Source organism: Burkholderia sp. Bp9012, from assembly GCF_003853825.1.
In the GTDB taxonomy this organism is placed as follows: domain Bacteria; phylum Pseudomonadota; class Gammaproteobacteria; order Burkholderiales; family Burkholderiaceae; genus Burkholderia; species Burkholderia diffusa.
Genome location: NZ_QTQA01000028.1, coordinates 63,638 through 84,905, shown reverse-complemented (window position 1 = coordinate 84,905; position 21,268 = coordinate 63,638). Strand labels below are relative to the sequence as shown.

Here is a 21,268-nt window from a genome sequence, read left to right as displayed (position 1 = left end):
TGGCGGGACCCGGCACGGATTCATTGAAAACGCGGCGGCATGCCCTCGCCGGGCGCGGCCGTCGCGCCGGCCTGCGAACCCTGTAGCGCGGCCGGGCGGGACAACGTCGATACGCGGCGATGATAGCAAGCCGAAACCTCAACGTTGCCCCGGTTCGACCGGGGCAAACGCATCGGAATAACCGGCGCGGCGGCAGCTGTACCGGCGCCGCATGGCCCGAACCGGCGCCGCCGTATCGCCACATCGCCACATCGCCGAACCGCCGCACCGCCGCACCGCCGCACCGCCGCACCGTCACCATGCCGCGCCTAGAAGGATTCGCCGGTTTTTACCCGGCCGTTCTTCCGGATAATGGCCAGCAGCCGCGCCCACGACGGCGCGCCGTCCATCGCGGACCACGACAATCCGGAGACACCCGCCTTGATCGCCACGCTTCCCGCCACCTATCGCCGGCTCTGGCCGCTCGCCGTCGCCGCCGCGCTGCTATACGGGCTGTCGCTCGCCGCCGCGCCCTATCCCGGCCAGACCGCCGCGAAAGCCGCGATGGGCATCCTGTTGCTCGCGGCCGGCAGCACCTGCGCGGCACCGCGCGAACGCGCGTGGCTGTGCGCGGCGCTCGCCACGGCGGTGCTCGGCGACGTACTGCTCGCGCTGCCCGACTGGCCGCTGTCGTTCGTCCTCGGCCTCGGCGCGTTCCTGCTCACTCATCTGTGTTACTGCACGATCTTCGTGCGCTGGCGCGCGCGGCCGCACGGCTGGCGCATCGCGGCGCTGATCGGGCTCTGGATCGCCGCGCCGGCGTTCTACGTGGCCTTCCTTCCGCACCTGGGCGAGTTGCTCGCGCCGGTCGCCGTCTACATGCTCGTGCTGTGCGCGATGGCGAGCTTCGCGCTCGCGGCCCGCACGCGCGGCCCGCTGGTCGCCGTCGGCAGCCTGATCTTCGTGGGCTCCGACACGCTGATCGGCGTCGGACGCTTCCTCGGCGGCTTTCCCGGCATCGACTACCTGATCTGGGGCCTCTACGCGCTCGCGCAGGTCACGATCGTCGCCGGGGTTTTCCATGAGACTGTCGCCCGCCCGATCCGTCCCCGATAGCGTTTCAAACAGGCCGCCGCGCGCCGGCGGCCCCGCCTCCCGCTTCTCCCGCCCTGCCGACGGCCGTTTCCGCGCATCCCGCAATGCGGAAGCCGTCCCGTTCCAAACCCCGCTCAGCCTTTTCCCGCGCGGCGTCTGGCCCTTAGAGCGCCGCTTCTAGCCTCTTGCGGTTTCCCGGCTCACCCACTATCGTTACATCAACCAATGTAACATTAAAAAATGAGCCAAATCGGAGACACCCGGATGAATGCTCGCACGTTGCCTTTCGGCCCGCCCGGCCACGACGGCCTGGACGAAACCATCGACATCGCCATCATCGGCACCGGCTTCGCCGGTCTCGGGATGGCCATCCGCCTGCGGCAGAAAGGCGTGACCGACTTCGTCGTCCTCGAGAAGGCCGCGTCGGTCGGCGGCACGTGGCGCGACAACCATTACCCCGGGTGTGCCTGCGACGTCCAATCGCACGTCTATTCATTCTCGTTCGCACCGAACCCGCGCTGGACGCGCATGTTCGCGCCGCAGCCGGAGATCCGCGCATACCTGGAAGACTGCGTGCAGCGCTTCGGCGTCGGCCCGCACCTGTGTCTGAACCACGAACTGCAGCGCGCCGAATACGACGAGGCCGCGCAACGCTGGCGCCTCACGTTCGCGAACGGCAAGCGGCTGTCGGCGCGTGTGCTGGTGTCGGGGATGGGCGGGCTGTCGCGCGCCGCGCTGCCGGCGATTCCCGGCGTCGAGAACTTCAAGGGGCGCGCGTTCCATTCGCAGCAGTGGGATCACGACTACGCGCTCGAAGGCAAGCGCGTCGCGGTGATCGGCACCGGCGCGAGCGCGATCCAGTTCGTGCCGCAGATCGCGCCGCGCGTGAAGCAGCTCGCGCTGTTCCAGCGCACGCCGCCGTGGATCATGCCGAAGCCCGACCGCAACCTGACCGGCTTCGAGAAATGGCTGTTCCGCACGCTGCCGTTCACGCAGAAGGCGGTGCGCAGCAGCATCTACTGGATGCTCGAATCGCGCGTGCTCGGCTTCGCGATCCATCCGTCGCTGATGAAGAACGTGCAGAAGCTCGCGCTGCGCCATATCCGCAAGCAGATTCCCGATCCGGAACTGCGCAAGACCGTCACGCCGAACTACACGCTCGGCTGCAAGCGCGTGCTGATCTCGAACGACTACTACCCGGCGCTGTCGCGCAAGAACGTCGACGTGATCACGACCGGCATCGACCACATCGAAGCCGACGCGGTCGTGACGACCGACGGCAAGCGCCATGACGTCGACTGCCTGATCTACGGCACGGGCTTCCAGGTCGCCGATCCGTATCCGCGCGGCGCGATCATCGGCCGCGGCGGCCTCGACATCGTCGACGCCTGGCGCGACGGCGCGCACGCGTATCTCGGCACGACGCTGCCGGGCTACCCGAACTTCTTCATGATCGTCGGTCCGAACACCGGCCTCGGCCACAACTCGATGGTGTTCATGATCGAGTCGCAGATCGAATACATCCTCGGCGCGCTGCAGGCGATGCGCCGCGAAGGTGCAGACGCGATCGAGGTGCGCCCGCTCGTCGAGGCGCAGTTCAACAGCGACCTGCAGGGCCGACTCAAGAAGGCGATCTGGTCGACGGGCGGCTGCAAGAGTTGGTACCTGGACCCGCGCACCGGCAAGAACACGACCCTGTGGCCGGGCTTCACCTGGCGCTTCCGCCAGGCGACCGCGCACTTCTCGATCGCCGATTACCACGCGTATCGCGCGCCGCATCACGACACGAGCGCGCGACCCGTCGTCGCGCCCGCCGCTTCCGCATCCACTTCCGCCGAAGCGGTCTGAGCCAGACAAGGAGCCACCGACATGAGAGATTTCGCCAACAAGGTCGCCGCGATCACGGGCGCAGGCTCGGGCATGGGCCGCTCGCTCGCCGTGCAGCTCGCGCAGGCCGGCTGCCACGTGTCGCTCGCCGACAAGAACGGCGTCGGCCTCGCCGAAACCGAGCGGATCGTCCGTACGATCGCGCCGAACGTGCGCGTGTCGACGCGCGTGCTCGACGTCGGCGACCGCGACGCGATGTTCACGTGGGCGGACGACACCGCGAAGGAACACGGCAAGGTCAACCTGATCTTCAACAACGCGGGCGTCGCGCTGTCGAGCACGATCGAAGGCATGGAATACGGCGATCTCGAGTGGATCGTGAACATCAACTTCTGGGGCGTCGTGCACGGCACGAAGGCGTTCCTGCCGCACCTGAAAGCATCGGGCGACGGTCACGTGATCAACACGTCGAGCATCTTCGGGATCTTCGCGCAGCCGGGGATGAGCGGCTACAACGCGACCAAGTTCGCGGTGCGCGGCTTCACCGAATCGCTGCGGCAGGAACTCGACATGATGAAGTGCGGCGTGTCGGCCACCTGCGTGCATCCGGGCGGCATCCGCACCAACATCGCGCAATCGAGCCGCGTCGCGAAGAACATGGTCGGCTTCATCGTCGAGAGCGAGCAGCAGGGCAAGGACAGCTTCGAGAAGTTCTTCATCACGACCGCCGACGACGCCGCGCGCACGATCCTCGCCGGCGTGCGCAAGAACAAGCGCCGCGTGCTGATCGGCCGCGACGCGAAGGGCGCGGACTGGATGGCGCGCATCCTGCCGGCCGCGTACCAGGCGCTCGTCGTGCTCGCGACGCGCCGCGAGGCCGCGAAGGCCCGCCGCGCGGCCGCGCGCTACGGCGCGCCGGCGGCCACGCCGCTTCACGCCACCTACAACAATGCAGGCAATCAGGGAGGAGAACAATCATGAAGACCCCGAACATGATGCCGGTGCGGCGCGACATCCGTTTCGCGCTGCCGCCCGAACGCGCGAAGGACTGGCACGTCCAGGGCGTGCCCGTCACGCACTTCATGAACGCGCTGTCGCTGCTGTTCCCGGCCGGCGAGCGCTTCTTCATGGATTCGGTGCGCAACTACCGCGACCGCATCGAGGATCCGGAGCTGAAGAAGCAGGTGCTCGGCTTCATCGGCCAGGAAGCGATGCACACGCGCGAGCACATCGAGTACAACGACCTGCTGCAGTCGTCCGGCCTGCCCGCGCACAAGCTCGACAAGCGGCTGTGGACGATCCTCGGCTTCTTCAAGAAGACGCTGCCGCATTCGATGCAGCTCGCGATCACGATCGCGCTCGAGCACTACACGGCGATCCTCGCGAACCAGCTGCTGTCGGGCCACGAACACCGGATCGACGGATCGGTCGAAGGCTATCAGCAGATGTGGATGTGGCACGCGATGGAGGAAACCGAGCACAAGGCGGTGTCGTACGACGTCTGGAACGCCGTGATGAAGCCGGGCCTCGGCAGCTACCTGCTGCGCACGGGCACGATGCTGACGACGACGGTATTGTTCTGGGCGATCGTGTTCGACTTCCACGTTCGCCTGATGCGTGCGCACCGTCGCGAACACGGCAGGTTCGGCGGCATGTGGCGCCTCGTGAAGTATCTGTACAGCCCGAGGCACGGCGTGTTCCCGAGCATCGCCCGCGAATGGCTCGACTACTTCCGTCCGGGCTTCCATCCGTGGGACCACGACAACCATCAGTACCTGCAGGAGCTCGACACGCTGCTCGCGAACATCGACGCGACCAACGCGCGCCATGCCGCGCAGGCCGCCCCGCGCCGCGTGCCGCTGCATCCGGTTCCGCAGGCATGACGTCGTGGCGCGCGCACACGAGATGCTGACCGTCCGCTCCGGCGACGTGAAACTCGCCGTCTACGTCAGCGGCCCGCGGCGCGCGCCGCCGCTGATCCTCGTGCACGGTTATCCCGATTCGGCGTCCGTGTGGGCGCCGGTCCGCGCGCGGCTCGCGAAGCGCTATCGCGTGATTGCGTACGACGTGCGCGGCGCCGGCGCATCCGATGCGCCGCGCCGCCGCGCGGACTACACACTTGCGCGGCTCGCGGAGGACCTGAAGGCGGTGGCCGACGCGACCTGCGGCAATCGGCCGTTCCATCTGGTCGGCCACGACTGGGGGTCGATCCAGTGCTGGGAGGCCGTGACGGACCCCGCGTTCCGCGGCCGGATTGCCTCCTACACGTCGATCTCCGGCCCGTGCCTCGACCACGTGTTCCGCGCGAAGATGCGGCTCAGGCAGAGCCTGAAGTCGTGGTACATCGCGTTCTTCCACCTGCCGGTCGTGCCGTCGCTGGTCTGGCGCCTCGGCGGCGCCGCGCTGTGGCCGCGCTGGCTGCAGCTGACCGAGCGCGTGCGGCCGGAACGCGACCCCGCGCAGTTGAAGAACGCGCTGAACGGGTTGCAGCTCTACCGCGCGAACTTCCTCGCGCGGGCGAGAAAGCCGCGCGAGCGGTACGCGCAAGCGCCGGTGCAGATCCTCGTGCCGGTGCGCGACCGCTACGTGACGCCCGAGATGTCGGTCGATCTCGATCGCTGGCTCGGCGAACACGTGCGCGAGGAAATCGACGGCGCGCACTGGATCGTCATGCGCAACCCGGAGCTGATCGCGGCGCGGATCGACCGGTTCGCGGCGGCGCATGAAAGGCCGGCCGTCGCGGCGGCAACGCGAGCGGCGGTTCAGCGCAATGCCGGCAGGCGCTTGAACAACGTTTCGTAGTCGATCACGAGCCCGTCGGCGTCTATGTCCATTTCCGCCGTGAAATTCCGGAAAATGCCTTCGTAGCGGTAGCGCCGGCCGGGCTCGATGCACGTGTACGCCTGCTTGACCGGCGTCACCTCCAAGTCCGGCGTCGAGATGTATGCGACGTCGATCGGCCGCCGCTCGCCGCGCGCGAGACCGAGGCGGCCGATCGGCAGCGAATTCGTGAACGGCGTCGCCGCGATGTCGATGTCGACGCAACCGTCCAGTTCCGGCAGCACACGCCCTGAACCGTCGCGCCAGTGCCCGGCGCCATCGCCGTGCAACGCCAGCGTGCCGCCGCCCATCACCTTGAGCACTGCGTACGTCACACGCCAGTGCGGATCGCACTCGACGCGATACGCGAGCCCGTAAGCGCGGCCGTACCGCTGGCCGACCACCGCGCTTTCGACGACGATGCCGCCGCCACTCCGGTCGAACGTCAGATGTTCGACGCCGTCGCCCTCGAGCGACGCCCAACGCACCGCGCGCATTCCTTCGCCTCCCGGTTGGTCCGATGCCGGACATCGTCGCACGAATCCCCGCTCGAAGACGTGAATCACGACGCGTACTTGGGCCCCAAAAAACCGGCCATTGCCCGAATTCGCGACCGAAACCAACAATTAGCCCGAAAACGCCAATGCGCAGTCCCCCGGGCATTCCCCAATTCGGGGCATCCGCCACAAATCCTGACTATCCAGAATTCCCTATTCCGGTGCACGGGATTGTGTCCTATGCTCGCGGCTCGTCCTGCCTTACCGCCGCCATGCCTACCGCCCGCCCTGCCTCGCCGACGATCGACCTGCATACGCTGCTGCGCGGCATCGGGCAGATCGTCCTGCAGGCGAATGCAGTCAGCGGCGCGCTGCTGCTCGCCGCGCTGGCACTGACCGACTTGCGGCTCGCGTCCGCCGCACTGGTCGGCTCGGCCGCCGCCAGCATGACCGCCGTACTCACGGGCGCCGAGCGCCGCGACGTCGAACAAGGGCTGCACGGCTTCAACGGCGCGCTCGCCGCGCTGATCGCCGTGCTGTTCGCACCTTCTTCGCTCGCCGCCATCGCGCTGGTGCCGGTGGTCTCGATCGGCGCGGCACTCGTGCAGCGCGCGATGCGCGTGCCGCTCGCCCGCTGGCGCCAGTGCCCGTATTCGAGCCCGTGCCTCGTCATCACCGCGCTGTGGCTACCGTTTGTCGCACCGCAGCATGCAAGCAACGCGACGGCAGGTGCCCCCCTTACGTTGCCTTCCATCGCCGACGCGCTGCTTTCGGGCATTGCACAGACCACCTTCGCGCAAGGCCCATGGGCAGGCATGCTGATCGTCGCCGGCCTCGCCGTCGCGTCGTGCCGCGCGGCCGCATTCGCGCTCGGCGGCGCGATCGTGTCGACCGTGCTGCTGGTCGCGTCCGGCGCGAACGGTGCGTCGTTCGCGGATGGCCTGCTCGGCTTCAACGGCGCGCTCGCCGCGCTCGCGCTGATGTCGCGCGGCCCGCGCGCGGCGTTCGCGGCCGCCGCACTCGCCGCGCTGATCCAGTGGCTCGCGACGCGCGCGGGCGTAGCCGCGTTCACGGCCCCGTTCGCACTCGCGTCGTGGGTCACGGTGCTCCTCGCGCGCCGCTTCACCCTCGGAGAACCCGATGTCGTCATTCGCACACCGTCCTGACACCGTGAAGCCCGGCGGCCCGATCTCGGACGCCGAGCGCCGGTTGCGCGTCGATCTCGCCGCCGCCTATCGCCTCGTCGCGCTGAACGGCTGGGACGACCTGATCTACACGCATCTGTCCGCGACGGTGCCGGACGAACCCGGGCATTTCCTGATCAACCCGTTCGGCCTCACGTTCGACGAGGTTCGCGCATCGAATCTCGTGAAGATCGACCTGGCCGGCAACCGGATCGGCGACGGAGAACACGCCGTCAACGTGACCGGCTTCGCGCTCCACGCGGCCGTGCATGCCGCGCGGCCGGATGCCGTCTGCGTGATGCATCTGCACAATACGGCGGGCATCGCCGTGTCGATCCAGCGCGACGGGCTGCTGCCCGCGTCGCAGCACGCGCTGCGGTTTCACGGCGATCTCGCGTATCACGACTACGAGGCGCTCGCGTTCTCGCCGGCCGAAGGTGCGCGGCTCACCGCCAGCCTCGGCGCGAAATCCGCGATGCTGCTGCGCAACCACGGCACGCTGACGGTCGGCCGGACCGTTGCCGAGGCGTATGTATTGATGGATACGCTGATCAAGGCCTGCGACATCCAGATACGCGCGCAGGCCGGCGGCGGGCCGCTCGTGCTGCCCGAGCCGGCCGTCGCCGACCGCACGGCCGAGCAGTTGCGCGACGGCGGCGCGATCGAGGGTGAACTGGAATGGCCGGCGCTGCTGCGCCGCCTCGACCGGATCGATCCGTCGTATCGCGACTGAACCGACACCATCGCCACGCTCTCTACGAATCGTTCACCCCAACCATCGGAGCATTCAGTCATGCCGACTTTCAATATCCAGTTGTTCGAAGGCCGCACGGTCGAGCAGAAGCGCGCGTTCGTCGAAGCGATCACGCGCGTCACGTGCGAGACGCTCGGTTGCGACCCGGGCTCGGTCGACATCATCCTCGCCGACGTGAAGAAGGAAAACTGGGCGACGGCCGGCAAACTGTGGAGCGACGAGCGCTGATTCCGGCAACTTCGGCGCCGGTGCAACCTGCCCGGCGACGTGCGTTCGAATCGCGGTGAGATTGCGGGGACATCCGGACGCACGCGCCGCACGATGCGGTGCGTCAGGAAGACCGCATGATCGACGACAGCCGTATCGCCGCCGCACCTGGCCCGACCGCCCATACGACGCCGGCGCCAGGCGTTGCATGCGGCCTCCCTTCCCTGCCCCGCGTTGTGCGCCCGCACATCGCTCCGTCACGCAACCGGCACATCAATCGGCGCATAATGCCGAACACACGCAGCAGCCAGTGGCCACCCGGGAGACCGCCATGGAAGCGAAGAACGAGGAAGTCGTCGCACACCTGCTCTCCGATGTCGTCGAATTCGCGCGCGGGCGGCTGCCCGAAGCCACGTTCCGGATCGTCGAACCGTTCCTGCGTCATTACTACGATTTCGTCGACGCCGATGATCTGCAGAATCGCGGCATCGCGGACCTCTACGGCGCCGCGATGGCGCACTGGCAGACCGCCCAGAAATTCGTGCCCGGCAGCGAGCGGCTGCGCGTCTACAACCCGATCCTCGAACAGCACGGCTGGCACTCGGACCACACGGTGATCGAGATCGTCAACGACGACATGCCGTTCCTGGTCGATTCGGTGACAATGGCCGTCAATCGCCTGGGGCTCGCGCTGCACTCCGCGCTGCACCCGGTGTTCCGCATCTGGCGCGCCGGCAACGGCGGGATCGAGCGTGTCGACGCCGGTGGCGCGACGCCCGGCGACGGCCATTCGCAACTCGCGTCGTTCATTCACTTCGAAGTCGACCGCTGCGGCGACGCCGCGCTGCTCGACACGCTGCGCGACGACATCGCGCGCGTGCTCGGCGATGTGCGCGCGTCGGTCGAGGACTGGCCGAAGATCGTCGACATCGCGCGCGCGACGATCAAGGACATGAAGGCCCGCGAATCCACCGCGGAAGACATCGAGGCGCGCGCGTTCCTCGAGTGGATGGCCGCCGATCACTTCACGTTTCTCGGCCAGCGCGACTACGCGCTCGTGTCCGACGGCACGGGCTTCGGCCTGCGCGGCGTGGAAGGCTCCGGCTTCGGCCTGCTGCGCGAATCACTGCGCACGCCCGGCGCGCCCGACGTGACGCCGCTGCCGCCGGCCGCCGCCGAGATCGTCACCGGCCCCTGGCCCATCTTCCTGACCAAGGCGAACTCGCGCGCGACCGTGCACCGGCCCGGCTATCTCGACTACGTCGGCGTCAAACTGGTCGGCGCCGACGGCAAGGTGACCGGCGAACGCCGCTTCATCGGGTTGTACACGTCGACGTCGTATTTCGGTTCGTACACCGAAATCCCGATCGTGCGCCGCAAATGCGCGAACATCGTGAAGCGTGCGGGCTTCCTGCCGAAGGGACATCTCGGCAAGTCGCTGGTGACGGTGCTCGAAACCTATCCGCGCGACGAACTGTTCCAGGCCGACGAGGATCAGCTCTACGACATCGCGCTCGGCATCCTGCGCCTGCAGGAACACCAGCGCACGCGCCTGTTCGTGCGGCGCGACCGCTTCGACCGCTTCGTGTCGTGCCTCGCGTTCGTGCCGCGCGACAAGTACAACACCGACCTGCGCCGCCGCATCGCGAAGCTGCTCGTCGACGCGTACAACGGCGTGACCGTCGAGTTCACGCCGCTGCTGTCGGAATCGGCGATCGCACGAATTCATTTCGTCGTCCATGCGGAACCGGGCACGATGCCCGACGTCGACACGCGCGAGCTCGAAACGCGGCTCGTGCAGGTCACGCGCCGCTGGCAGGACGATCTCGCGGACGCGCTGCTCGACGCCTTCGGAGAAGAACAAGGCAACCGCCTGCTGCAGCGCTATGCGGACTCGTTCCCGGCCGGCTATCGCGACGACTACCCGGCGCGCACGGCCGTGCGCGACATCGAGTTGATCGAGCGCGTGAAGGAGTCGGGCCAGCTCGCAATGAACCTGTACCGCCCGATCGAGGCCGAGGCGCGCGCATTCCGCTTCAAGGTGTATCGCGCGGGCGACCCGATCGCGCTGTCGCGCAGCCTGCCGATGCTCGAGCATCTCGGCGTGCGCGTCGACGAGGAGCGGCCGTACCGGATCCAGACGCAGGATGCCGCGCCCGCGTGGGTGCATGACTTCGGCCTCGAACTCGCGGACGATACCGAATTCGACATCGAGCGCGTGAAGGGCCTGTTCGAGGACGCGTTCGACCGGATCTGGACCGGCCGGATCGAGAACGACGACTTCAACCGTCTCGTGTTGCGCGCGCACCTGAGCGCACGCGAGGTCACGATCCTGCGCGCGTATGCGAAATACCTGCGGCAGGTCGGCTCGACGTTCAGCGATGCCTATATCGAGCGCGCGCTGACCGGCAACCCGGCGATCGCACGGCAACTGGTCGAACTGTTCCTGCTGCGCTTCGACCCGGCCACCGGCGGCACGCGCGACGTGCAGGTCGAACACCTGCTGAAGGCGATCGAGACGGCGCTCGACCAGGTGCCGAACCTCGACGAGGACCGGATCCTGCGCCAGTTCCTCGGCGTGATCAACGCGACCGTGCGCACCAACTATTTCCTGCACGACGCGAACGGCGAACCGAAGCCGTACCTGTCGTTCAAGTTCAATCCGGCGAAAGTGCCCGGCCTGCCCGAGCCGAAGCCGATGTTCGAGATCTGGGTGTACTCGCCGCGCGTCGAGGGCGTGCACCTGCGCGGCGGGCGCGTCGCGCGCGGCGGGCTGCGCTGGTCCGACCGTCGCGAGGACTTCCGCACCGAGGTGCTCGGGCTGATGAAGGCGCAGATGGTGAAGAACGTCGTGATCGTGCCGGTCGGCTCGAAAGGCGGCTTCGTCGTGAAGAACCCGCCGCCGCCGAGCGATCGCGAGGCGTGGATGCGCGAGGGCGTCGCGTGCTACCAGACGTTCCTGCGCGGCCTGCTCGACCTGACCGACAATCTCGCCGGCAACGCAATCGTGCCGCCGCCCGACGTGGTGCGGCACGACCCCGACGATCCGTATCTCGTCGTCGCGGCCGACAAGGGCACGGCCACGTTCTCCGACTACGCGAACGCGATCTCTCACGAATACGGCTTCTGGCTCGACGATGCATTCGCGTCCGGCGGCTCCGTCGGCTACGACCACAAGAAGATGGCGATCACCGCGCGCGGCGCGTGGGAATCGGTCAAGCGGCACTTCCGCGAGATGGGCATCGACACGCAGACGACCGACTTCACCGTGGTCGGCGTCGGCGACATGTCGGGCGACGTGTTCGGCAACGGGATGCTGCTGTCGCCGCATATCCGGCTCGTCGCGGCGTTCGATCACCGGCACGTGTTCCTCGACCCGAACCCCGATCCGGCGACGAGCTTCGCGGAGCGCCAGCGGATGTTCGCGCTTGAACGCTCGAGCTGGGCCGACTACGACACATCCGTCATCTCGGCGGGCGGCGGCGTCTACCCACGCACCGCGAAGACGATCCCGCTGTCGCCGGCCGTGCAGGCCGCGCTCGGCATCGACGCGCACGCGCTGCCGCCGACCGAGCTGATCCGCGCCATCCTGCAGGCGCCTGTCGACCTGCTTTACAACGGCGGCATCGGCACCTATGTGAAGGCCGCGCGCGAAACCCACCAGCAGGTCGGCGATCGCGCGAACGACGCGGTGCGCGTGAACGGCGCGGACCTGCGCTGCAAGGTCGTCGGCGAAGGCGGCAACCTCGGCTGCACGCAGTTCGGCCGCATCGAGTTCGCGCAGCGCGGCGGCCGCATCAACACCGACGCGATCGACAACTCGGCCGGCGTCGATTGTTCGGATCACGAAGTCAACATCAAGATCCTGCTCGGGCTCGTCGTCACCGACGGCGAGATGACCGAGAAGCAGCGCAACGCCCTGCTCGCGGAAATGACCGACGAAGTCGGGCTGCTCGTGCTGCGCGACAACTACTACCAGACGCAGGCGCTGTCGATCGCGGGCCGCTACAGCGTCGATCTGCTCGACGCCGAGGCGCGCCTGATGCGCTGGCTCGAACGCGCGGGCCGCCTGAACCGCGTGATCGAGTTCCTGCCGACCGACGACGAGATCGCCGAACGGCAGGCCGCGAAACAGGGGCTCACGTCGCCGGAGCGCGCGGTGCTCCTCGCCTACAGCAAGATGTGGCTGTACGACGCGCTGCTCGAATCCGACGTGCCCGAGGATCCGCTCGTCGCCGCGATGCTCGTCGACTATTTCCCGAAGCCGCTGCAACAGCGCTTCAGCGAACCGATGCATCGCCACCCGCTGCGCCGCGAGATCCTCGCGACGCACCTGACCAACGCGCTCGTCAACCGGGTCGGCTGCGCGTTCGTGCACCGGCTGATGGAGGAAACCGACGCGAAGCCTGGCGACATCGTGCGCGCCTGCATCATGGCGCGCGACGTGTTCGATCTCGATGCGGTATGGCGTGACATCGACGCACTCGACAACCGCGTCGCCGACGACGTGCAGGCGCGCATGTTCGTCGACGTCGCGCGGCTGCTGGAACGCGCGGCGTTGTGGTTCCTGCGGCAGCTTCAGTCGGGCGCGGTGGCCAACGGCGGCGTCGCCGGACTGATCGCGCGCTGCCGCGACGCGGTGCAGCGCATTGCGCCGCAATTGCCGTCGCTGCTGCCGGCCGACGATCTGGAAGCGCTGTCCGAGCGGCAGCGCGTGCTGGTCGATGCCGGCGTCGACAGCGCGCTCGCGGTGCGCGTCGCGAGCGGCGACATCTCCGCCGCGCTGCTCGACATCGCCGAAGTGGCCGCGACCTGCGATCGCAGTCTCGAACTAGTAGCGGGCGTCTACTTCTCGCTCGGCACGCTGCTGAACTACGGGTGGATCGGCGAACGCGCGGCCACGCTGCCGACCCCGACGCACTGGGACATGCTGGCGCGCGCGGCCGCGCTCGCGGAAGTCGCGCGGCTCAAGCGCACGCTCGCCACCAGCGCGCTCGCGGAATCGGCCGACTCGACGGCGCCCGAGACGATCGTCCATGCGTGGCGCGAACGCCGCGACGCCGCGCTGCAGCGCTACGAGCACCTGCTCGCCGACCTGCGCGCGTCGGGCGGCGCGAGCCTCGCGGTGCTGCTCGTGGTCGTGCGCGAGATGGCCGTGCTCGAACGCGCGTGACGGGTGAGCCCGGGTCGCGCCGGGATCACACCGTCGCGACGAGCAGCTCTTCCGCGTTGTCCGGCGGACGCAGACCGTCGCTGCGGTCGGCGAAGTAGCGACGTGCAAGCTCCGCGGCCGACACGTGCTCGGCCCGTGCGAAGCCGGCCTCCGTCGCGAGCGCGCGGATCTCCTCCGGCATGAAGAAGCTGATGAACGGCGTGCCGCTCGCGCGCGCGCCTTTGGCGGCCATTTCGAGCCCCGGCCGCACACTCGGATCTGCAAGCTCGAGCGGCAGCAGGAACGTCATCGCGAACGTCGAACCCGGCGCGAGCGACGCGACTTCGCGCAACGCCGCCGCATTCGCGTCGCGCGTCAGGTACATGCTGACGCCGGTGGACACGACGACCGCCGGCTTGCCCGGATCGAAGCCAGCGCGTACGAGCGCGTCGCGCCACGACTGCTTCGCTTCGAAATCGAACGGCACGAGCCGCAGCCAGTCCGGCACGCCGAAGCCAAGCTCGGTCAGCCGGCGGCGCTTCCACGCCTGCGGCGCGGGCGGATCGACCTCGAAGACGGTCAGGCGCGACGCCATCTCCGGCCGGCGCTGCACGAAGCTGTCGAGGCCCGCGCCGAGGATCACGTACTGGCTCACGCCCCGCGCGGCCTGCTCGACGACGAGATCCTCGATGAAGCGCGCCCGCGCGACGATCGATGCGCGAAACGGCTGCGTGAACCGCGGATCCATGTCGCCGCGCTGATGCCAGCCGGGCGCCGGCGCGAGCAGGCGCAGGCCGACTTCGTCGGCGAGCACGTGCGGCGGCGCATCGAGTTCGACGTGCAGCGCGCGCCACAGCGCGACGCGTTCGGCGGTGCTGTCGGGGGCGTCCCGATGGAGGTCGGTCATCGCCGCGGCCTCACGCGCCCGGCTTGCCCGGCGCCTGCAGGCGCCAGATGCGGCCGTCGGGATCGCGCACGGTCATGTCGCGCGTACCCCAGTGCGTATCCTCGAACGGAGTGACCACGTCGACGATCGGCTGCGGCCGGACCGCCTGCTCGTCGGGCACCTTCAGCACGACCTGCATGGCAGGCGTCTCGCCGGCCGGCACTTCGGCGATGAACAGAAACGGGCCGTCGCCGTTTCTCAGCTGGCCCGAGTTGTGATCGGTTTCGAATTCCAGCGTGAAGCCCAGCGCCTGGAAGAACTTTGCGGACTTGCCCCAGTTGTGCGTCGTGAGGTACACGGCTTCGATTCGCTCGGATGACATGTCATTCCTCCGTGGTGGATGGCCCGGCCCCCGGCTGCGGAGCGGCCAGATACGCGCGCAATGCGTCGGCCACCAGCGCGGACAGCGACTGCTCCGTTTCGATGGCGCGATGCTTGACCTGCCGGATCAGGCTCAGCGGCAGGTACACGTTGAATTGCTTCACTTCTTCGTCGGTCATGTCGGCTAGTATGCTAGCAATCTAGCAAATGTCAATCGGGAGACCGGAACTGGCGGCGCGGCGGACGTCGACGCCCCGCCGCTCGCCATGCGCTTACATCGGGTTCACCCGCGCTGCGATCCGGGTGAACAGCGCGTCGAGATCGAAGCCGCTCGTATCGATGCCGATCGTGTCGCGCAGGCACGCGCCCCACGCGGCCGCGTCGTCGAAGGTGACGGTGCGCCCCGCGCCCGCCGCGTCGCGCACCGTCAGCACGGTGTTGAACAGCGCCGCGCGGCCGTCCGGCAGCACGCGGCACGCGATCAGGTCGTTCACGAAGATCGATTCGGGATAGGTCGACGTGAACCAGTTCGCGGCGTCGTAATCGATCCACTCGGCCGGTTTCAGCGAGAAGCGGTAAGTCGTCTGCCAGCCGTCGGGGATCTCGAACTGCATGTCGAACTCGCCGTCGACCGGCGCGCCGACGATGCGAAACGCGCCGTGCGGCGTCAGTTGCCGCTCGCCCGGCACGAAGCGCAGCGGCGCGGTCAGCGTCGCGCTGCCGAAGCCGATGTCCGCGAGCCACGTCGCGCCATCGAGATCGATGCGCAGCAGCATGTGCGTCTGCGCGGTGACGACCTCGGGCGGCCGCATCCAGCGCACGCGCGCGATCAGCGGCGTCACGCGAAAACCGATCGTCGTAAGCGCGGTGTGGAAGAGCTTGTTGAGTTCGAAACAGTAGCCGCCGCGGCGGCGCCCGATCACCTTGTCGACGATCGCGGGCAGGTCGAGCGCAACACGCGCGCCGGTCAGCGGATTGAGGTTTTCGAACGGGATCGCCTGCGGGTGCAGCAGATGCAGCCGGCGCAGCACGTCGAGCGTCGGCTCGGCCGGGCCGTCGTAGCCGATGCGGGCGAAGTAGCGCGGGAGGTCGAACGAGTCAGTCATGAACCGGCACCGGGAACGGGAAACGCACAACGATAGCATCGCGCGATATCCCCATGTTGCGCGGGGCCATCCCGGATCGCCGCGCGCCGCCGGCACCGCGGCGCGCGGGGTGCGGCTGCGTTACGGCAGCAGCTTCAGCGCGGACGACGCGACCGCCGGCACCGAAATGCCCTGGCTCGTCGCGAATTGCACGGCCTGGCTGAGCGTCGACGCGAGCGACTGCAACTGGCCCGGCGCGCTTTGCGCGATATACGACGCGGCCTGCATGTTCTGCGGATTCAGGCCCGACTGCAGCAGCGAAGCGGCGCTGGTCGAACCGAGATTGCCAAGCCCCGACTGCAGCTGCGAATACTGCGTGAGGCCCTGGCCGAGCGATGCGAGGCCGTTGCTGAACGCCTGCTTGTCGATCGGGCCGTGGGTCGGGCCGCCGCTCGCGAACGCCTGGCCAAGCGCCTGCGACACCGACTGCTGCGCGCCGCCCACCTGCGACAGCACGGCCGGCGTCAACGCGTTGCCGCCACCGAGCAGGCTGGCGGCCTGCTGCGCCTGCCCGGCCGCGCCGGTGAGCCCCATCGCCGACGCGAGCGACGACTGCCCGGCCAGCACCTGCTGGTTCGCGCCGACGTACGCCTGCATCAGCTGCGCGACGCCGCCCTGCGCGGGTGCGGCCTGTTGCTGCCCGCCGCCGAGCAGCGCCGAGCCGATCGACTGCAAGTCGAGCTGCGCATGCGCGGCGCCGTTGGCCCCCAGCAGGATGCCGAATGCGATGCCCGCCGATGCCAGGTGCTTGCCCGTCGCGCGAATATGCTTCATCTGTTTGCCTCGTACCCGAATGATTGAGGCCGATATTGTCGAAGCGCGTCGCGCGCCGCCGCAACGACTGAAACACATCGAAACGAAATCGCGCGCCGCAGCCGCTTGCAATTGCGCGGCCGTCGCGACTCGCCGCGCGCATTCGTCCGCGATTGCCGCGCGATGTCGGGCACGCGTCCGGATTCGTTCCTTTTCCGCATCAATAGCGCTTGTTCCGGACATCCGCGATCGACACCGCGGCACGCATCACGCAGCCATCCACGCCGGCAGACGCTGGCCGACCCAGTCGGCCGCCTGCTCGTAGCCACGCGCGAGCTGCAGCACCGCGAGGTCCGCGCGCGGCCGGCCGATCAGCTGCATCCCCATCGGCAGCCCCGCGTCGTTGAAGCCGACCGGCACGCTGATCACCGGGCAGCCGGCCAGCGTCCACGGCACGACCGTTTCCATCCAGCGGTGGTAGGTGTCCATCGCGCGGCCCGCGATTTCCTTCGGCCAGCGTTGCTCGACGTCGAACGGAAACACCTGCGCGGTCGGTGCCGCGATGAAGTCGTAGCGATCGAAGAAGCTCAGCACCGCCTGGTGCCACGCGGTGCGCTCGACGCTCGCGTCGAACACCTCGGCACCCTGCATCGCGAGCAGCCCTTCGACCTCGTAGATCGCCTCGGGCTTGAGCAGCGCGCGCCGTGCCGGATCGCGATAGTGCGCGAGCAGCCCGCCACCGGACAACAGATGTCGATGCGCGAGCCACAGGCGCCAGATGCGCTCGGGGGCGAACGCCGGCAGCGCCGCATCGACGTCGCAGCCGATCTCGCGCAGCGTCGCGAGGCCCGTTTCGCACTGCGCGAGCACGCCCGGCTCCGTCGCGAGATAACCGTTCCAGTCGCCGACCCACGCGATGCGCTCGCCGCGCAGGTCCTTGTCGAGCGGCTTCGCGAACTCGGCCGGATCCTCCGCAAGCGACAGCGGATCGTTCGGGTCGTAGCCGGCCTGGATCGCGAGCAGTTGCGCGACGTCGCCGACCGTGCGGCCCATCGGCCCTTCGATGCCGAGCTGCTGCATGAACACGTCGACGCCCGGCCAGCGCGGCACGCGGCCCTGCGACGGACGGAACCCGTAGATGTTGCAGAACGCGGCCGGATTGCGCAGCGAGCCACCGAAGTCACTGCCATCCGCGACCGGCAGCATGCGCGCGGCGAGCGCCGCCGCCGTGCCGCCGCTGCTGCCGCCGGCACTCTTCGTCAGGTCGTACGGATTGCGTGTCGCGCCGTGGATTTCGTTGAACGTATGCGAGCCGAGGCCGAACTCCGGCGTGTTGGTCTTGCCGATGAAGATCGCGCCCGCCGCACGCATTCGGCCGACGCCGACCGAATCGCCCTGCGGCACGTTTTCGCGGAAAATCGGCGAGCCGTAGGTCGTCCGCAGCCCTTTGGTCATCGCGAGATCCTTCGGCGCCTGCGGCATCCCGTGCAGCCAGCCGTGATACTCGCCGCGGGCCAGCGCGGCGTCTTTTTCCGCGGCTTCGGCGAGCAGCACGGCGCGATCGCGCAGCGAGATCAGCGCGTTCACCGCGCCGTTCACGCGCTCGATGTGATCGAGATATGCACGCATCGTCTCGACGCACGACACCGCCTTGCCACGGATCGCCGACGCGAGCTCGCCGGCCGACAGGCGCACGATCGGGTCGACGGTGATGGAAGCGGGAGCGAGAAGCTGCGGGGCGCCGTGCGGCATGCGAGGTCTCCTGGAATCGGAATGGAATGGCGGGCCGCGCGGTGGCGGCAGTCCGTCCCGAACGGCCGGGAAGGCGCCGGGAAGGCGCCGGAAAGCGGCCGCGCCGCGGTCGATGCTCTACTCTACGCGACGCCGGATGGCCAACCTCCGATATTTTCCGCCGCGATTCATTGAGGATTCGACTAAATCGGCCTGGTGCGCCGCTCGATGGGCCGCGCATGTGGAGACATCAAAGTCTGCCGCCAAAAAACGATCGAAACGCCGCAGTAACCCTTTCGCCAATAATCCGAGGGAATTCACAAAGTCTGCGCATTGATCGTCGAGGATGAGCCAACCTTTGATTCCACAGCCCGAAGCCCCAGTTCCGATGGTTGTCCGCGCAGCCAGGCGTTCTCAGCCTCCAACTCTTTCATCCGCGCGATCAGCGAGACGTGCATGCCGCCGAACTTCGAGCGCCATTTGTAGAACGACGTCGCCGTGCTGATACCCAGCTCCCGGCACTGGTCCGGCACCGACAGCCCGATTCCACGCGCTTGAGCGCGTCCATGCGGTGGACTTATGCCGGAAACGCCAGGACCGTTCCGGGACATACTCGTCCTCGGTTTTTCTGGGAGTCAGCGAGGAAAGCGTTGGCCTGGCACTCAGGCAACATTGCAAACCGATATTTATGGAGGCAACCTGCGAAGCCGCATTCGGTCTGGATTGCTCAAACCGAAAGCATTCATGAAAATTACGGTTTACCCAAGTACCGCAGGCCATCCATGATCGCGATCACAATAAGCGCGCGATCGGCGGACGAGGCCGCTTTTCTTGTGCGACGACCCACGCAACCTCGATTAAAGAAGCGCGCAATCACGTCACGTCGTTCAATACACATGGCCTTCACATACTCGCGCAAGTGCGCATCGCGCTCCGCCTGCAGGCGGGCCTCGGCCCAAACGACGTAATCGACACTGCTCGAATAGCAACACGCATACAGCAAAGCGAACTGCTGTTGAACAATGTCGGACGATACCGCGGGATCCTGCAAGAGTGCCTCCAGATTTTCTTGAATGCTGCGATGCTTGACGCGAAGAAGTTCGACGAAAAGCTCGTGCTTACTTCTGAAGTTCGAATAGAACGCGCCGCGCGTGTACCCGGCGCGCGCGACAATGTCCTCGACGCTCGACGCCGCAAGTCCCTTCTCGGCAATGCACAGCGCTGCCGCGTCGAGCAAGCCGCGACGGGTGTGTTCGCGGCTTTCCGCACGTGTCATCCGCTTAGGGCGCATGTTGCAGAGCACTCATCGCACAAGGAACAAGGACAACGAAGCCACTCCGGCCAAGGCGTCGGTACGTACGACCGTTATCGACTGGCGACGGCTTCGGACACCGGCGCTTGCCAACCTCCGCCGAGCGCCTTGAACGCGGCGACCGCCGCGCGTGCGGATTCGGTTTGCGCCTGCACGCGCTGGTCGGACGCGCGCAGCAGGCTTTCGTCGGCCTGCAACACTTCGATCAGGCTGACGACGCCTTTCTGGTACGCTGCAAACGACGCGGCCCGCGCGCGGCCGAGCGAAGCGACGCCGTCGGCGAGCACGGTGGCTTGTTCGTCGCGTTTGACGAGCGCCGAGAACGCGTTTTCGACGTCCTCGGTCGCGTGCAGCGCCGCGAGCCGGTACGCGGCCAGCATCTCGGCATCCTGTCCATTCGCCTGCGCGATCTGCGCGTTGATCCGGCCGAAGTCGAACAGGCGCCAGCGCAGGCCGAGCACGCCGGCAGCCTGGTTCGCGCCGCCGGCAAACAGGTTGCCCGCGCCCATCGTCGTCGCGCTGCCGAGCAACCCGCTCAGAGAAAACTTCGGGTAATACTCTGCAATCGCCACGCCGATGCGCGCATTCGACGCCGCCACGCGCCGCTCGGCGACGATCAGGTCGGGCCTGCGCGTGAGCAGTTCGCCGGGCGTGCCTGTCGCCGCAATCCGCGGGGCCACTGGCACGTCGCCGCCGTCGAGCAATTCCGCCCGATGCGTGCCGGGCTGCGAACCGAGCATCACGTCGAGCGCGTTCATCGCCGCGTCGAGCGCCGCTTCGAGCACCGGCACCGTCGCGCGCACCTGCGCGAGCGCGCCTTCGGCCTGCCTGACCTGCAGCTCCGCCGCGAGCCCCTTTTCATACAGCAGATTGAGGGTCGACAGCAGGTCCTGCTCGGTCTGCACCTGGTGCCGCGCGACCTTAAGCCGGCCCTGCAGCCCGCGGATCGTGATGTACGCGTCCGCGGTTTGCGCGGCGACGGCGAGCCGCGTCGCGACCGCCGCTGCTTCGGATGCCTGATAGTCTGCGAGTGCGGCTTCGCGGGCGCGGCGCAATCCGCCGAATACGTCCAGCTCCCAGCTCGCGTTCAAGTCGGCCTCGTAGTCGTTGCCGTGGCGATCGAAACCGGGCGTCGCATTCAGCACACGCCCCAACGGCGTTTCGACCGACTGGTAGACCCGCGCCGCCTGCCCGCTCACGCTGCCCAACGGCAGCAGCGCCGCATTCGCCGCGCCGAGTCCTGCACGCGCTTGCTCGACGCGTGCCGCGGCCTGCGCAAGATCGAGGTTCTGCGCGAGCGCCAGCGTGATGAAGCGCGTCAGTTGCGGATCGCCGAAGCCGGCCCACCACGTCGCGAGGTCGGCTTCGGCAGCCGCATGGCGTTGATCGACAGTGCTCTGGCCCTGGAACCGCTGCGGCATGGCGACCTCCGGCCGCACGTAATCGGGGCCGACGGCACACCCGGCCGACAAGATCGCGGCAAGCACCGCGGCAACGATGGGTTTGGGTAGCATGACGGTTTTAGCAAGAACGCGATTGTGACTA

At 68.0% G+C, this 21,268-nt stretch carries 19 protein-coding genes and 1 pseudogene; 9 read left to right on the top strand and 11 right to left on the bottom strand.

Features of this window, described 5'->3' with window-relative positions; genetic code table 11:
• Positions 1–308: 308 nt before the first annotated feature.
• Positions 309–431, bottom strand: a complete 123-nt coding sequence (locus tag DIE11_RS37185) for a hypothetical protein (protein WP_260437206.1) — start codon at positions 429–431, stop codon at positions 309–311.
• On the opposite strand from DIE11_RS37185, the gene DIE11_RS30015 reads away from it, so the two are divergent.
• The 5 genes from DIE11_RS30015 to DIE11_RS29995 all read left to right on the top strand — a co-directional run bounded on the left by DIE11_RS30015 (position 421) and on the right by DIE11_RS29995 (position 5,703).
• Positions 421–1,095 carry a lysoplasmalogenase gene (locus DIE11_RS30015; protein WP_124629033.1) on the top strand — a complete coding sequence of 225 codons (675 nt, stop codon included), beginning with the start codon at positions 421–423 and terminating at the stop codon, positions 1,093–1,095. The two genes, DIE11_RS37185 and DIE11_RS30015, sit on opposite strands and share 11 nt — an antisense overlap.
• A gap of 243 nt (positions 1,096–1,338) precedes the next feature.
• Positions 1,339–2,922 carry an NAD(P)/FAD-dependent oxidoreductase gene (locus tag DIE11_RS30010; protein ID WP_124629031.1) on the top strand — a complete coding sequence of 528 codons (1,584 nt, stop codon included), beginning with the start codon at positions 1,339–1,341 and terminating at the stop codon, positions 2,920–2,922.
• Between the two features lie 21 nt (positions 2,923–2,943).
• Positions 2,944–3,882 (top strand): SDR family oxidoreductase, encoded by a 939-nt coding sequence (locus DIE11_RS30005; protein ID WP_124629029.1) that lies wholly within the window; start codon positions 2,944–2,946, stop codon positions 3,880–3,882.
• On the top strand, positions 3,879–4,784 hold the full coding sequence (locus DIE11_RS30000) for a metal-dependent hydrolase (RefSeq protein ID WP_124629027.1): 906 nt from the start codon (positions 3,879–3,881) through the stop codon (positions 4,782–4,784). Before DIE11_RS30005 ends, DIE11_RS30000 begins: the two co-directional genes overlap by 4 nt.
• A gap of 4 nt (positions 4,785–4,788) precedes the next feature.
• Complete coding sequence (locus DIE11_RS29995; protein ID WP_124629024.1) at positions 4,789–5,703, top strand: alpha/beta fold hydrolase; 915 nt, start codon at positions 4,789–4,791, stop codon at positions 5,701–5,703.
• Here the strand turns inward: DIE11_RS29995 and DIE11_RS29990 are convergent.
• Positions 5,664–6,218: a putative glycolipid-binding domain-containing protein gene (locus DIE11_RS29990; protein WP_124629023.1), complete on the bottom strand. Its 555-nt coding sequence runs from the start codon at positions 6,216–6,218 to the stop codon at positions 5,664–5,666. The two genes, DIE11_RS29995 and DIE11_RS29990, sit on opposite strands and share 40 nt — an antisense overlap.
• Positions 6,219–6,490: 272 nt before the next feature.
• Here DIE11_RS29990 and DIE11_RS29985 point away from each other — a divergent pair, with 272 nt between their 5' ends.
• The 4 genes from DIE11_RS29985 (at position 6,491) to DIE11_RS29970 (ending at position 13,536) form a co-directional block, all read left to right on the top strand.
• Entirely contained in the window at positions 6,491–7,384 is an 894-nt protein-coding gene (locus tag DIE11_RS29985) for an urea transporter (protein WP_124629021.1), read from the top strand.
• Complete coding sequence (locus tag DIE11_RS29980; RefSeq protein ID WP_124629019.1) at positions 7,359–8,135, top strand: class II aldolase/adducin family protein; 777 nt, start codon at positions 7,359–7,361, stop codon at positions 8,133–8,135. The genes DIE11_RS29985 and DIE11_RS29980 overlap by 26 nt, the downstream gene beginning before the upstream one ends.
• A 60-nt stretch (positions 8,136–8,195) precedes the next feature.
• Complete coding sequence (locus DIE11_RS29975) at positions 8,196–8,384, top strand: 4-oxalocrotonate tautomerase (protein WP_014898956.1); 189 nt, start codon at positions 8,196–8,198, stop codon at positions 8,382–8,384.
• A gap of 310 nt (positions 8,385–8,694) precedes the next feature.
• Positions 8,695–13,536, top strand: a complete 4,842-nt coding sequence (locus DIE11_RS29970; RefSeq protein ID WP_124629017.1) for an NAD-glutamate dehydrogenase — start codon at positions 8,695–8,697, stop codon at positions 13,534–13,536.
• Positions 13,537–13,561: 25 nt separating this feature from the next.
• On the opposite strand, the gene DIE11_RS29965 is transcribed toward DIE11_RS29970, so the two are convergent.
• The 9 genes and pseudogenes from DIE11_RS29965 to DIE11_RS29925 form a co-directional block, all read right to left on the bottom strand.
• On the bottom strand, positions 13,562–14,422 hold the full coding sequence (locus DIE11_RS29965; protein WP_124629015.1) for a class I SAM-dependent methyltransferase: 861 nt from the start codon (positions 14,420–14,422) through the stop codon (positions 13,562–13,564).
• A gap of 10 nt (positions 14,423–14,432) precedes the next feature.
• On the bottom strand, positions 14,433–14,783 hold the full coding sequence (locus DIE11_RS29960) for a glyoxalase/bleomycin resistance/extradiol dioxygenase family protein (protein ID WP_124629013.1): 351 nt from the start codon (positions 14,781–14,783) through the stop codon (positions 14,433–14,435).
• 1 nt (position 14,784) lies between these two features.
• On the bottom strand, positions 14,785–14,961 hold the full coding sequence (locus DIE11_RS29955; protein WP_124629012.1) for a ribbon-helix-helix domain-containing protein: 177 nt from the start codon (positions 14,959–14,961) through the stop codon (positions 14,785–14,787).
• A 93-nt stretch (positions 14,962–15,054) separates the two neighbouring features.
• Positions 15,055–15,888 (bottom strand): arylamine N-acetyltransferase, encoded by an 834-nt coding sequence (locus tag DIE11_RS29950; protein WP_059608451.1) that lies wholly within the window; start codon positions 15,886–15,888, stop codon positions 15,055–15,057.
• Between the two features lie 120 nt (positions 15,889–16,008).
• A complete protein-coding gene (locus DIE11_RS29945; protein WP_124629010.1) occupies positions 16,009–16,701 on the bottom strand; it encodes a hypothetical protein in 693 nt (230 codons plus the stop codon).
• Between the two features lie 246 nt (positions 16,702–16,947).
• A complete protein-coding gene (locus DIE11_RS29940) occupies positions 16,948–18,432 on the bottom strand; it encodes an amidase (protein ID WP_124629009.1) in 1,485 nt (494 codons plus the stop codon).
• 353 nt (positions 18,433–18,785) lie between these two features.
• Positions 18,786–18,979 (bottom strand): annotated as a pseudogene (locus tag DIE11_RS29935) (transposase); the annotation flags it as partial.
• Between the two features lie 183 nt (positions 18,980–19,162).
• Entirely contained in the window at positions 19,163–19,687 is a 525-nt protein-coding gene (locus DIE11_RS29930) for a TetR/AcrR family transcriptional regulator (RefSeq protein ID WP_185633847.1), read from the bottom strand.
• 89 nt (positions 19,688–19,776) lie between these two features.
• Positions 19,777–21,237: an efflux transporter outer membrane subunit gene (locus DIE11_RS29925; protein ID WP_124629005.1), complete on the bottom strand. Its 1,461-nt coding sequence runs from the start codon at positions 21,235–21,237 to the stop codon at positions 19,777–19,779.
• Positions 21,238–21,268: the final 31 nt, after the last annotated feature.

What these genes read in the sequence shown, in the direction of transcription:
- DIE11_RS30010 (WP_124629031.1), top strand. Translation starts at nt 1,339, where the DNA reads ATGAATGCTCGCACGTTGCCTTTCGGCCCGCCCGGCCACGACGGCCTG.
- DIE11_RS30005 (WP_124629029.1), top strand. Translation starts at nt 2,944, where the DNA reads ATGAGAGATTTCGCCAACAAGGTCGCCGCGATCACGGGCGCAGGCTCG.
- DIE11_RS30000 (WP_124629027.1), top strand. Translation starts at nt 3,879, where the DNA reads ATGAAGACCCCGAACATGATGCCGGTGCGGCGCGACATCCGTTTCGCG.
- DIE11_RS29990 (WP_124629023.1), bottom strand. Translation starts at nt 6,218, where the DNA reads ATGCGCGCGGTGCGTTGGGCGTCGCTCGAGGGCGACGGCGTCGAACAT.
- DIE11_RS29985 (WP_124629021.1), top strand. Translation starts at nt 6,491, where the DNA reads ATGCCTACCGCCCGCCCTGCCTCGCCGACGATCGACCTGCATACGCTG.
- DIE11_RS29980 (WP_124629019.1), top strand. Translation starts at nt 7,359, where the DNA reads ATGTCGTCATTCGCACACCGTCCTGACACCGTGAAGCCCGGCGGCCCG.
- DIE11_RS29975 (WP_014898956.1), top strand. Translation starts at nt 8,196, where the DNA reads ATGCCGACTTTCAATATCCAGTTGTTCGAAGGCCGCACGGTCGAGCAG.
- DIE11_RS29970 (WP_124629017.1), top strand. Translation starts at nt 8,695, where the DNA reads ATGGAAGCGAAGAACGAGGAAGTCGTCGCACACCTGCTCTCCGATGTC.
- DIE11_RS29965 (WP_124629015.1), bottom strand. Translation starts at nt 14,422, where the DNA reads ATGACCGACCTCCATCGGGACGCCCCCGACAGCACCGCCGAACGCGTC.
- DIE11_RS29960 (WP_124629013.1), bottom strand. Translation starts at nt 14,783, where the DNA reads ATGTCATCCGAGCGAATCGAAGCCGTGTACCTCACGACGCACAACTGG.
- DIE11_RS29955 (WP_124629012.1), bottom strand. Translation starts at nt 14,961, where the DNA reads ATGACCGACGAAGAAGTGAAGCAATTCAACGTGTACCTGCCGCTGAGC.
- DIE11_RS29950 (WP_059608451.1), bottom strand. Translation starts at nt 15,888, where the DNA reads ATGACTGACTCGTTCGACCTCCCGCGCTACTTCGCCCGCATCGGCTAC.
- DIE11_RS29945 (WP_124629010.1), bottom strand. Translation starts at nt 16,701, where the DNA reads ATGAAGCATATTCGCGCGACGGGCAAGCACCTGGCATCGGCGGGCATC.
- DIE11_RS29940 (WP_124629009.1), bottom strand. Translation starts at nt 18,432, where the DNA reads ATGCCGCACGGCGCCCCGCAGCTTCTCGCTCCCGCTTCCATCACCGTC.
- DIE11_RS29930 (WP_185633847.1), bottom strand. Translation starts at nt 19,687, where the DNA reads ATGACACGTGCGGAAAGCCGCGAACACACCCGTCGCGGCTTGCTCGAC.
- DIE11_RS29925 (WP_124629005.1), bottom strand. Translation starts at nt 21,237, where the DNA reads ATGCTACCCAAACCCATCGTTGCCGCGGTGCTTGCCGCGATCTTGTCG.